Annotated in this window: 9 protein-coding genes; 5 read left to right on the top strand and 4 right to left on the bottom strand. The window is 72.7% G+C overall.

Annotated features, from left to right (window positions below):
• Positions 1-5: 5 nt before the first annotated feature.
• Positions 6-995 carry a UDP-glucose 4-epimerase GalE gene (gene galE / locus L2C96_RS19415; RefSeq protein ID WP_020421074.1) on the top strand — a complete coding sequence of 330 codons (990 nt, stop codon included), beginning with the start codon at positions 6-8 and terminating at the stop codon, positions 993-995.
• A 406-nt stretch (positions 996-1,401) separates the two neighbouring features.
• On the opposite strand, the gene L2C96_RS19410 is transcribed toward galE, so the two are convergent.
• Entirely contained in the window at positions 1,402-2,769 is a 1,368-nt protein-coding gene (locus L2C96_RS19410) for a DUF4192 domain-containing protein (RefSeq protein WP_237337248.1), read from the bottom strand.
• Between the two features lie 254 nt (positions 2,770-3,023).
• On the opposite strand from L2C96_RS19410, the gene L2C96_RS19405 reads away from it, so the two are divergent.
• Both L2C96_RS19405 and L2C96_RS19400 read left to right on the top strand, forming a co-directional pair.
• Positions 3,024-3,953: a serine hydrolase gene (locus L2C96_RS19405; protein WP_237337247.1), complete on the top strand. Its 930-nt coding sequence runs from the start codon at positions 3,024-3,026 to the stop codon at positions 3,951-3,953.
• Between the two features lie 59 nt (positions 3,954-4,012).
• On the top strand, positions 4,013-5,071 hold the full coding sequence (locus L2C96_RS19400; protein ID WP_237337246.1) for a DUF2293 domain-containing protein: 1,059 nt from the start codon (positions 4,013-4,015) through the stop codon (positions 5,069-5,071).
• A gap of 32 nt (positions 5,072-5,103) precedes the next feature.
• On the opposite strand, the gene L2C96_RS19395 is transcribed toward L2C96_RS19400, so the two are convergent.
• Together L2C96_RS19395 and pdxR are read right to left on the bottom strand one after the other, a co-directional pair.
• Positions 5,104-5,532: a CBS domain-containing protein gene (locus tag L2C96_RS19395; RefSeq protein WP_237337245.1), complete on the bottom strand. Its 429-nt coding sequence runs from the start codon at positions 5,530-5,532 to the stop codon at positions 5,104-5,106.
• A 35-nt stretch (positions 5,533-5,567) separates the two neighbouring features.
• Complete coding sequence (pdxR, locus tag L2C96_RS19390) at positions 5,568-6,992, bottom strand: MocR-like pyridoxine biosynthesis transcription factor PdxR (protein WP_020421080.1); 1,425 nt, start codon at positions 6,990-6,992, stop codon at positions 5,568-5,570.
• An 80-nt stretch (positions 6,993-7,072) separates the two neighbouring features.
• Between pdxR and L2C96_RS19385 the strand changes: the two genes are divergently transcribed.
• Together L2C96_RS19385 and L2C96_RS19380 are read left to right on the top strand one after the other, a co-directional pair.
• Entirely contained in the window at positions 7,073-7,633 is a 561-nt protein-coding gene (locus L2C96_RS19385) for a TIGR03086 family metal-binding protein (RefSeq protein WP_237337244.1), read from the top strand.
• A 29-nt stretch (positions 7,634-7,662) separates the two neighbouring features.
• A complete protein-coding gene (locus tag L2C96_RS19380; RefSeq protein WP_237337243.1) occupies positions 7,663-9,672 on the top strand; it encodes a prolyl oligopeptidase family serine peptidase in 2,010 nt (669 codons plus the stop codon).
• Here L2C96_RS19380 and L2C96_RS19375 read toward each other — a convergent pair.
• The gene (locus L2C96_RS19375) at positions 9,621-10,928 is read right to left on the bottom strand and encodes an MFS transporter (RefSeq protein ID WP_237337242.1); all 1,308 of its coding nucleotides are present in this window, start codon (positions 10,926-10,928) and stop codon (positions 9,621-9,623) included. The two genes, L2C96_RS19380 and L2C96_RS19375, sit on opposite strands and share 52 nt — an antisense overlap.
• Positions 10,929-11,458 lie beyond the last annotated feature (530 nt).

Raw genomic sequence — 11,458 nt, 5'->3', positions numbered from 1 at the left:
AGACCATGGCTTCCGACTCCTCGCGCCTCAAGCTGATCGTCACGGGCGGTGCCGGTTACGTCGGCAGCGTCTGCACGGCCCGTCTGCTGGAGGCCGGGCACGAGGTCGTCGTCGTGGACGACCTGTCCACCGGCCACGCGGACGCCGTCCCCGACGGCGCGCGTTTCGTCGAGGGCGACGCCGCCGACGCGACGGCGTCCCTGCTCGGCGAGGGCTTCGACGGCGTGCTGCACTTCGCGGCGAAGTCCCTCGTCGGCGAGTCGATGCAGGACCCGGCCAAGTACTGGCACGGGAACGTGATCACCTCCATTCGCCTGCTGGACGCGATGCGCGCGCACGGCACGCCCCGCCTGGTCTTCTCCTCCACGGCGGCCACCTACGGTGAGCCGGAGCGCAGCCCGATCCCGGAGACCGCGCCCACGATGCCGACCAACACCTACGGTGCGTCGAAGCTGGCCATCGACCACGCGATCACCAGCTACGCGCGGGCGCACGGGCTGGCTGCCGTGAGCCTGCGGTACTTCAACGTCGCCGGCGCGTACGGCCGCTACGGGGAGCGGCACACCACCGAGACCCACCTGATCCCGCTGGTGCTGCAGGTGGCCACCGGGGACCGCCCGCACATCGGCATCTTCGGCGAGGACTACCCCACCGACGACGGCACGGCCGTTCGCGACTACATCCACGTGGCCGACCTCGCCGACGCCCACCTGCTCGCGCTGACGCACGCGCGGGCCGGTGAACACCGGATCTACAACCTGGGCAACGGCACCGGGTTCTCCGTGCGCCAGGTCATCGAGGCGTGCCGCGCCGTGACCGGGCACCCGATCCCGGCCGAGGTGGCGCCGCGCCGCGCCGGCGACCCCGCGATCCTGGTGGCGGCCAGCGACCGGGCCCGCGAGGAGCTCGGCTGGAAGCCCGAGCGCGCCGACCTGGAAGGCATCGTCCGCGACGCCTGGCGCTTCACGCAGGAGCGCAAGGCCCTCGGAGGCTGATCCCCTCGGGGCTGGTCCCCTCGGGGGCTGGTCCTCTCGGGGGCTGATCCTCTCGGCGGGTGGGCCGGCGCCGGTCGAGGCTTGGCCGGTGCCGATCGCGGCTTGATCGGTGCAGCCCGCGCCGATCGCAGCTTGATCGGTGCGGCCCACGCCGATCGCGGCTTTGGCACTGCGGCCCGCACCGATCGCAGCTTGGTCGGTGCGACCGGTGCGGCCGGTCTCGATCGAGCGTGGTCGGCGCGGCCCGTGCCGGTCGGGGGCTTGGTCTGCGCGGCCGGTGCCGATCGGGAGTCAGCTCGGCCGTTGAGGTGCCTCGCACCTGCTGGTCCTGCGGGGCGGACACCTGCGGGAGCCGCTCCCTCCACCGTCATGCGCCGCGCCGGCCTCCGGTGGCGCGCGGGCTGGGTCAGCTGGGCATGAGGCCTCCTTCCTGGCAGTCGCTCAGGCGGCGGAGTGTGTCGGGCGGGAGTTGGTGGCTCAGGCAGATCCGGAGGAGCTCCGCGAGGCGGTGGCCGGGGTGGGCGGCCAGTGCGTTGTCGAACGCCAGGGCGGCCAGGACGCCGTCCCCGCGGCGGTAGGCCGAGTAGCCGAGCAGCACGGCCGGCTCGGCGCGTTCCGGCATCGGGGTGCGGCGCACGAGTTCGAGCCACAGTCGTTCGGCGGCGGTGGACGGGGGGTCGCCGGGCGGGTCGGCCGTCGTGAGGCAACGGTCGCGCACGGTCAGGTCGGACAGGGCCATCGCCAGGGACACCACGTCCTCGTCGCTCAGGTCGAAGTCGCCCGCGACGGCCCGGGCCAGGGCGGCGCGGACGACGGCGAGGTGCTCGGCCGACTGCGCCTCGCCGAACCAGTCCGGTTCGGCACCGCCCATCGCGGCGTGCCAACCCGCTGGGCCGCCCCCGGCGGACTCGGCTGACTCCGCCTCGCCGCACCAGCCCGGTTCGGCACCGCCCATCGCGGCGTGCCAACCCGCTAGGCCGCCTGCGGCGGGCTCGGCTGACTCCGCCTCGCCGCGCCGGCCCGGTGCAGCGCCGCCCTTGGCGGTCGGCCCAGCCGACTTTGCCTCGGTGAACGCACCCAGTGCGGCGCCGCGCTTCGCCTTGACGGTGCTGGCCGCCGTGGGCTGCTGTGCCTTGCTTGCCGGCCCAGTGGGGCTCGGTCTCGTCAGTCCGTTGTCGATCGCTTCGTCCAGCATGTGTTGCCGCCGGGTGATGGCGGCTGGGTCGTCGGGGTCGAGCAGGCGTGCCATCTCCTCGCGGCTGCCGTACGTCACTTGGCCACTCGTCGCCATCGTGGCGGCCAGCACGGTTTCCCGGTCGTCCGGCAGCACGCCTCGCAGGCACCTTTCGTGGTAGCACCGCCACCGTGCTCCGCCGCGGATCTCCGGGACCCACAAGGCGTGATCGACCGGGCGTCCGGCGTTCCCGAACGTGGACGTCAACCGGCGGGCCAAGCCGTGGTGCGGCAACCGGCCCGGCGGCGCCCGGTGGCCGGGGTGGCGGCCGATGATCACGACCGTCACCCCGGCGCCGGGATGTCGGAGCACGGCGCGCACGAGATCACCGGCCATGTCCGGCTCGCACGCCTCGTCGGGCAGATCCGCGCGGATCACCGGCGTGATCATGCGTTCCCGGCCGCCGTGGTTGAGCAGCACGACGGACGGGCCGGGCCGGTACGTCAGCAGGTGCGGCACCGCGGCGATCAGCTCGCCGGGGTCGGAGATGCGGACGGTGATCCGGCCGTCCGTGCCGGTGTTGGTGGTCGTGGAAGTCATGGAACCACTATGGGGCAGAAAACCAGTGTTCCCGAAACAGAACGGGATTCTGTGGATGGTTCAGGACGATGTGGACAACTTCCCGCCCGCGCGGGCCGGTGGCGCATTCCTGTCAGGGGTGTGGAGTAAGGTGTCCGGCCCGGTTCGTTCGGTCCACAGTAGATTCCACCCGACCTGACGAAGATCGACATGAGGTCGCGTGGTTTTACCGTACGGTTACCTCCGCGGGGCACAATTCCGATTAGGTGGACGTTATGCGGGGCATGAAATGGCGCGTCGTGCTCGCCGGGGTGGGCGCGGGAGTGGCCACGGCCGTGGTCGTCACCTCGCTGACCATCGGCAAGGCGGACACCGGTTCGGTGCCCGTCGCGGCGCCCAGCGCGCTGCCGTCGACCAGCACGACACCGTCGGCCACATCGGTCAGCACCACGCACTCGACGCTGACCGCCGACGAGCGCACGCGTCTCGCCGCCGCCGCGACCGGCGCGGTCACCCACGAGGTGTCCGGGACCACCGTCGGACTCGCCCTGTACGACACGGCCACCGGCGAACTGCTGGCCTCCGCGAACGGCGACCGGCAGTTCTACACGGCATCGGTGGTCAAGCTCCTGATGGCGCTCGACGTCCTGCACACCGGCGGCTGGCACGCCCCGAGCGACGCGCAGCGCGAGCGCATCGTCGAGATGCTGTCGCTCAGCGACGACGGCGCCGCCGAATCGTTCTGGAACTCGGGCGGACGCGGATCGATCGTCACGCGGATGGCTGATCTGATGAACCTGGAGAACACTCAGCCGCCGCGGATTTCCGACCAGTGGGAGATGACCAGGACGACCCCGAACGACCTGGTGGCGATCTACCGCTACCTGGCCACCGAGGTGCCGCCCGAGGCGCGGCAGCCGATCCTCGACGGGCTGGCGGCGATCCGGACCCCGGCCGCGGACGGGTTCCCGCAGTACTTCGGCATCCCGGACGGCCTGCCGGGACTGCCGCGCGCGGTCAAGCAGGGCTGGATGGAGATCAGCCGGGCCGTCGTGCTGAACACGACCGGGCTCGTCGGGCCGGGCTACCGCTACGTCGCGGTGCTGCTGACCGAACTGCCGCTGGGAACGAGCTTCGGCGAGGGACGCGCCGCGCTGACGGCCGGGATCAGCGCCCTTCGGCCGACGGTGAGCGAGTTGCCCTGACCCGCCGACCGAACTGCCACCGCCGTGGCCGCAGGTGCCGCGATTAGACTCCCGGGCCGATGGCCGGCAAACTGCACAACCGCGTCGCCTCCGTGGCGGGTGCCGCGCTCGCCCAGCGCAAGTACGTCGCTCCCGTCGAGGTGTTCACCGCACTCGGCTGGGTGCATCCCGCCCGCGTCGAAGAGTGGCGCCGCGGGCGGTTCAGCCCCCTCGCCAAGGAACTTCCCGTCGATAACACGCGCATCGCCGAAGCCCTGGAGTGCCTGGGCAGCTGGGCCAGAGCCAACGGGCTGAGCCCGTCCGACAGCGCTTACGTCGCGGGCACCCGGGATCGCCGCGACCTGCGGTTCACCGACGACGACGCGCTCGATCGCCTGTGCCGCACGCATTGGCTGGCCCCGGGACTGACGGACAAGCAACGCGCCCGCCTCACCGAACGGCAGAACAAGGCGCCGGACCTCGCCGTGACCACCGCAGGCAACGCCTGGACCTGCGTGGGCTGCGCGACCCGTGGCGCGGCCGGGGACCTGCACCTGCCCGACGGCGACGGCCACCTGTGCCTCGCCTGCGCGGACTTCGACCACCTCGTCTTCCTGCCCGCGGGCAACGCCGCGCTGTCCCGCCGCGCGAAGCAGGAGAGCACCCTCGCCGTGCTGGTCCTGCGCTTCAACCGGCGGCGCAAACGCCATGAGCGGCAAGGGATCCTCGTCGAAGAAGCCGCGCTCGAACGCGCCGAACAGCAGTGCCTCGCCGACGAGGACGTCCGCGCCCGCCGGCGGGAACGGGACGCGCACCGCCGGGCCGCGCAGGACGTCGAGTTCCAGGCCGCCTTCGCCGAGGTCGTCCGCCGGTTGTACCCGGGCTGCCCGGCCGAGCGGGCTCAGTCGATCGCCGAGCACGCGGGGACCCGGGGCAGCGGGCGCGTCGGGCGGTCCGCGGCCGGGCGGGCGCTCGACGAGGAAGCCGTGCGGCTCGCGGTGATCGCCTCGGTGCGGCACCTCGACACCGCCTACGACCGGTTGCTCATGGACGGCGTGCCGCGCGCGGACGCCCGGGAGCGGATCCGGGCGGATCTGGACCGGGTGCTGGAGGGGTGGGCCCAGCCTTCAGCCGGGTGAACCGCGATGGTGGGAAAGGCGGTCCGGCGAGCTCAGCCCTGCGCGATGTAGGCCGCCAGTTGCTGCTGCGTCGCCTCCAGTTCCTCCATCCGGCTCTTCACCACGTCGCCGATGCTGACGATCCCGACCAGGCGCCCGCCCTCCACGACGGGCACGTGCCGAACCCGGCGCTGGGTCATCAGCACGCTCAGGTCGTCCACCGAATCACGCGGGGTGCACGTCGCCACCACCGTCGTCATGATCTCCGACACCGGGCGCTCCAGCAGGGCAGGCCCGTGCTCGTTGAGCTTCCGCACCACATCGCGTTCCGACACGATACCCGCGATGCCGTCCTCCCCGGCCACGACCATCGCGCCCACGTTGTGCTCGGCCAGACCGGCGAGCAGATCGGTGATGGACGACTCGGGCCGCACCGTGGCCACCCAGTTCCCCTTGCTCCGCAGTAAGTCGGCGATCCGCATCGACAGCCTCCAAGCTGCTCGTGACCCGGCTCACATCAGGTTAGAGCCCGGTCGCTGTCCGCGAAAGCCCGCAACTCCCGCAGCCCCGGCTCGATGCGGTCACGCGGGATCGCGCCGAAGCCGAAAACGAGTCCATCCAGGGCATCCCGCACGCCCGTGAAGTCACCGAGCGTGTAGATCCGCACGCCCGCCTGCCGCGCGGCTCGCACCATCGGACGTACCGGCGTCGCGCTGAATGCACTCACATGGAGTCCGGCCGACGACGGGATCAATCGCAGGTCCGGGAACTCCCGCGCGACCACGCGGCACACCACCTCGCGCCGGGCGGCGTACTCGCGGCGCGTGCGGCGGATGTGCCGCGCGAACTCGCCGCTGTCCATGAACTCCGCCAGCGCCGCCTGCGTGAGGCTCGCCGAATGCCAGTCCGTCAGGTACTTCGCCTTCGCCAGTGCAGGCCGCAAGCCCGGCGGCGCGACGAGGAACCCGAGTCGCAGCCCGGGAAGCAGCACCTTGGAGAACGATCCGATGTAGAGCACCCGGCCACTGGAATCCAAGCTGCGCAACGGTTCCAGCGGCCGTCCCGTGTAGCGGAACTCGGTGTCGTAGTCGTCCTCCAGTATCGCCGCGTCGTGCCGGCAGGCCCAGTCGATCAGGGCCACCCGCCGCGCCATCGACATCGACACCCCGAGCGGGAACTGGTGCGACGGCGTCACGTACACCAGGCGGCAGTCGCCGGGGATGGCGTCGACGACGATGCCCTCGTCGTCCACCGGCACCCCGACCGGCCGCGCACCCAGTGTGGCGAACAGCTGCCGCGGCGGCGGGTAGCCGGGATCCTCGACCGCGACCCGGGCGCCCGGTTCGACCAGCACCCGGGCGGCGAGATCCACCGCTTGCTGCGATCCGTTCGTGACCAGCACGTCGTCCGCGGTTACCCGGACCGCCCGCGACACGCCGATGTGCCGCGCGATCGCCTCCCGCAGAGCGGGGTGCCCCTGCGGATCGCCGTAGGTGAGCACGTCGTGCCGCGACCGCCGCAGCTGCTGCGTGACCAGGCGGCGCCAGGTGTCGAACGGGAACAGCGAGACGTCCGGCGCGCCGGAGCGGAAGTCGAACGACGGCTGCTCGCGGAACCGGTCCGGCGGACGGGGCACGTCGTCCCACACCGGGACCGGGGTGAGCGACGCCGGCCCGCTGTCCGGCGGACGGCCGTCCCGCCGGGCGCCCGCGCCGACGAAGGTGCCCGCGCCGACCCGTGACTCCAGGAACCCCTCGGCGACCAGGCGGTCGTACGCGGCGCTGACCGTGTTGCGCGACACCGCGAGCCGTTGAGCCAGCTCACGGGTGGGCGGCAGGGCGTCCCCGTCGCGCAGGCGGCCGTCGAGGATCGCCTCGCGGATCTGGCGGTAGATGGCATCCCGCCGGCCACGGCCGGCCCCCAGCTCGATCTGGATGTCCACCTCGCCAGCCTAATTGGCCCAACTCCGATGGCCCAGCTTTGGACCTTCGGCAGGGCCACTTGTCGGCCTAGGTTGACCACATGGACATCCGTGATCTCGACCGGCGAGTTCTCGCCGACCTGGACAAGATCGTTTCCGGGGTCACCGACCTCGGCCTGCGAACACCGTGCGCGGGCTGGACGCTCGGTGACCTGCTCACCCACCAGGTGAGCGAAAACCACGCCTTCGCGGTGGCGCTGCGCGAGGGTGTCGCGCCGGACTGGGCGACCGGAACACTCGGTGACGACCCGTACCGCGCCTACGCGGAGTCGGTCGACGCCTTCCTCGCCGCTGCCGCCGACGACGCGGTGCTGGACCGCGAGGTGACGGTCCGCGAGTTCGGCACCTTCCCCGCTCCGGTCGCGCTCACCATGCGCCTGGTCGACTCGGTCGCGCACGGCTGGGACCTCGCCCGCGCCCTCGACGCGCCCTACGAACCCGACCCGGAGGCCGTGCACGTCGCGCTGCGGTTCGCCGAGCGGATGCGCACCCGGCCGCGCCCCGACGACGACGTCTTCGCGCCCGTCGTCGAGATCGCTCCGGACGCCGGCGAACTGGACCGGTTCCTCGCGCTGACCGGCCGCGACCCCGCCTGGCGTTGAAAATCATCCCCACCTGGCAGGATGGGGACATGGCTGACGAAGACCCGTACCTCTGGCTCGAGGACGTGACCGGCGAGCGGGCGCTCGACTGGGTCCGGCAGCGCAACGCCGAATCGGTCGCCGAGCTCACCGGCGGCACGCGGTTCGAGCAGCTGCGCGACGAGGCCCGCGAGGTGCTCGACGCCGACGACCGGATCCCCTACATCCGCCGGCGCGGCGAGTACTTCTACAACTTCTGGCAGGACGCGACGCACCCGCGCGGCCTGTGGCGGCGCACCACTCTCGACTCCTACCGCACCGAGCGGCCCGAATGGGAGGTCCTGCTCGACGTCGACGCGCTGGCCGAGGCCGAGGGCGAGAACTGGGTCTGGCAGGGCGCGGCGGTGCTGCGGCCGTCGTACCGGCGCGGCCTGGCCGAGCTGTCCCGCGGTGGCGCGGACGCGGCCGTCGTGCGCGAGTTCGACCTGGAGACGCGTGAGTTCGTCGCGGGCGGGTTCGAGCTGCCCGAGGCCAAGAGCCGCCTCGGCTGGATCGACGAGGACCGCATCTACGTCGGCACCGACTTCGGCCCCGGCTCGATGACCGCGTCCGGGTACCCGCGGATCATGAAGGAGTGGCGCCGCGGGACCCCGCTCGCCGAGGCCGTCACGGTCTTCGAAGGCAAGCCGGACGACGTCGCGGTGTTCGCCTACCACGACCCCACGCCCGGATTCGAACGCGACTTCGTCGGCCGCGCCATCGACTTCTACCGCACGGAGAAGTTCCTGCGCACGCCCGACGGCCTGGTCAAGCTCGACGTGCCGGAGGACGCGCAGACCAGCACCCACAAGGAGTGGCTGCTGATCCGGACCCGCACGGCCTGGACGGTCGCCGGCCGCGACTACGCGCCCGGCACGCTGCTCGCCGCGCGGTTCGACGACTACCTGGCAGGCGAGCGCGACCTCACCGTCCTGTTCGAGCCGGACGGGCGCACCTCGCTGGAGGCCTGGGACTGGACGAAGCACCACTTGCTGCTCACCACCCTCGCCGACGTGCACACGGAGCTGCACGTGCTCACCCCTGGCGAGGACGGCTGGCGCCGCGAGCCGCTGGCCGGGGCGCCGGAGCTGGGCACCGCGGAGATCGTCGACACCGATCCCGACCACAGCGACGAGTACCTGCTCAACACCAGCGGCTTCACCCAGCCCGCGACGCTCTCCTACGGGCACGTCGGCGGCGAGACCGAGATCCTGAAGCAGGCCCCGGCCCGTTTCGACGCCTCGGACATCACCGTCGAGCAGCACTTCGCCACCTCCAGGGACGGCACGCGGATCCCGTACTTCGTGGTGCGGCCGCGCAACGGGGACGGCCCGACGATGCTCACCGGCTACGGCGGGTTCGAGGTGTCCCGCCTGCCCGCGTACAGCGGCGTGACCGGCCGCGGCTGGCTCGCGCGCGGCGGCACGTACGTGCTCGCGAACATCCGCGGCGGCGGCGAGTACGGGCCGGGCTGGCACACCGGCGCGATCAAGGAGAACCGCTACCTGGTTTACGAGGACTTCGCCGCGGTCGCCGCGGACCTCGTCGAGCGCGGCATCACGACGCCGGAGCGGCTGGGCATCCACGGCGGCAGCAACGGCGGCCTGCTGATGGGCGTCATGCTCACCCGCTACCCCGAGCTGTTCGGCGCGATCGTGAGCCAGGTTCCGTTGCTGGACATGAAGCGCTACCACCTGCTGCTGGCGGGCGCGTCGTGGGTGGCCGAGTACGGCGACCCGGACGATCCGGCGGAATGGGAGTACATCTCGAAGTACTCGCCCTACCAGAACGTCCACAAGGGACGGAAGTACCCGCCCACGCTGTTCATGACGTCCACCCGCGACGACCGGGTGCACCCGGCGCACGCGCGCAAGATGATGGCGCGCATGCTCGAACAGGGGCACGACGTGCGGTACTACGAGAACATCGAGGGCGGGCACGGCGCCGCGGCGGACAACGAGCAGCTGGCCTACAAGTGGGCCCTGCTGTTCGAGTTCCTCTGGCAGAAGCTCAGCAGCTGACCGCTCGCCGCCACCGCGGCGGCGAGCACGAACGCCCAGCCGAACGCGCCGGTGGCCACCACCGCGCCCATCGCCGCGACGCCGACGGTCGCCCCGACCTGGCGGACGGCGTTGAGCAGGCCACCGGCGGTTCCGGCGTAGCCGTCGGGCGCGGCGGTCACCACGCCGGTGACGAGCGCGGGCAGGGCGAGGGAGACACCGAAGCCGAGCAGCAGGAGCCCGCACGCCAGCAGCGGGTACGGCGCATGGACGGTCGCGGCCAGGACAGCGGCGCCCGCGGTCAGCAGGGTCAGCCCGGCGACGACCGGGAGGCGCGGGCCGCGGGCGGCGACGATCCGGCTGGTCAGCAACGGGTTGAACGCGGTCGGCAAGGTGAGCGGCAGGAACGCCAGCCCGGTCTGGACCGGGGTGAGGTGGCGCTCGTCCTGCAGCAGCAGGGTCACCGCGAACAACGCGCCGGAGAGCACGAAGTTCACCGCCGCGCCGGCGAACAGGTTCACCGCGACGCCCCGGCTGCGCACCAGGACCGATGGCACGGACGGGGCCGCCGAGCGGCGCTCCCGGTGGACGAACAACGCGAGCACGAGCAGCGCGAGGACTGCCGCGACCGGCTGGGCGTCGACTATCGCCTCGGTCAGCAGGCCGAGGAACACGCATGCGGCGAGCTGGCTCCGGACGTCGAACCCGCGGCGGGCGGGCGCCGTCTCGCGGCCGCGGGTGAGGGCCAGCCCGAGGGCCGCGAGCGGGACGTTGACGAAGAACACCGCCCGCCAGTCCGCGAGGTCGACCAGCAGACCGCCGGCGATCGGCCCGGCGGCGAGCGCGACGCCGGTGATGGCCGCCCACGCGCCGAGCGCCTTCGCCCGCGCGGCCGGGTCCGGGTGCATTCGGCTGATGAGCGCGAGGGAGCTGGGCAGGCACGCCGCGCCGGCGACGCCGAGCAGGACGCGCAGCACGACGAGGACGGTCAGGTTCGGCGCGAACGCCGAGACCAGCGAGAGGACGCCGAAGCTCGCGACGCCCCAGCGGAACACGCGCAGCGGGCCGAACCGGTCGGCGAGGGCGCCGCCGCCGAGCAGGAACGCGGCGAACGAGACGGTGTAGCCGTTGACCACCCACTGCTGCCCGGCGACCGAGCCGCCGAGGTCGGCGCGGATGCCGGGCAGCGCGACGGTGAGCACGGTGGTGTCCAGCAGGACGAGGAAGTAGGCGAGGGAGACGCCGAGAAGGCTGCCCCGGGTAGCGGTTGTCGTCACGGCGGCGACTCTCCGGTTCCGGGGGTGCTCGCTCAACGGGCGGGACCGGATGCGGCCTCAGGTATTTCCGGATGGGGCGAGTTGGGAGCTCATCCGGCAGCGTCAGGGTGCCCGGCTGCGTTCGTCCTGCGGCGTGCGGGTGCCCGGCTGCGCGCTCAGCCGGCGGCGTACGGATGCCTGGATGCCCGTTCATCCGGCGGCGTTCGGATGCCCGGTTACGCGCTCACCCGGCGGCGCGCGGATGCCCGGCCGCGCGCTCACCCCGCGCCGTACGGGCGCCCGACTGCACGCTCACGCGGCGCCATGCGCGCACCCGGCCACGCGCCCACCCGGCGGCGTGGGGTGCCCCAGCCGCCCGTTCAGCCGGCGGCACGCGGGGCGCCCAACCGGGCGCTCACCCGGCGGCGCGCGGATGTCCGGCTGCACGCTCACCCGGCGCCATGCGCGCACCCGCCACGCGCCCACCCGCGGCGTGGGGTGCCCCGGCTGCCGTTGATCCGGCGGCATGCGGGCGCCCAACCGGGCGCTCA

The organism is Amycolatopsis tucumanensis (genome assembly GCF_021654135.1).
GTDB classification, from domain to species: domain Bacteria; phylum Actinomycetota; class Actinomycetes; order Mycobacteriales; family Pseudonocardiaceae; genus Amycolatopsis_E; species Amycolatopsis_E tucumanensis.
Note: the sequence above shows the minus strand (reverse complement) of the source record. Positions and strands in the feature narration are given on the sequence as shown.

Bases quoted from the DNA above. Each gene is read 5' to 3' on its own strand.
- galE (WP_020421074.1), top strand. From the start codon at position 6: ATGGCTTCCGACTCCTCGCGCCTCAAGCTGATCGTCACGGGCGGTGCC.
- L2C96_RS19410 (WP_237337248.1), bottom strand. From the start codon at position 2,769: ATGACTTCCACGACCACCAACACCGGCACGGACGGCCGGATCACCGTC.
- L2C96_RS19405 (WP_237337247.1), top strand. From the start codon at position 3,024: ATGCGGGGCATGAAATGGCGCGTCGTGCTCGCCGGGGTGGGCGCGGGA.
- L2C96_RS19400 (WP_237337246.1), top strand. From the start codon at position 4,013: ATGGCCGGCAAACTGCACAACCGCGTCGCCTCCGTGGCGGGTGCCGCG.
- L2C96_RS19395 (WP_237337245.1), bottom strand. From the start codon at position 5,532: ATGCGGATCGCCGACTTACTGCGGAGCAAGGGGAACTGGGTGGCCACG.
- L2C96_RS19385 (WP_237337244.1), top strand. From the start codon at position 7,073: ATGGACATCCGTGATCTCGACCGGCGAGTTCTCGCCGACCTGGACAAG.
- L2C96_RS19380 (WP_237337243.1), top strand. From the start codon at position 7,663: ATGGCTGACGAAGACCCGTACCTCTGGCTCGAGGACGTGACCGGCGAG.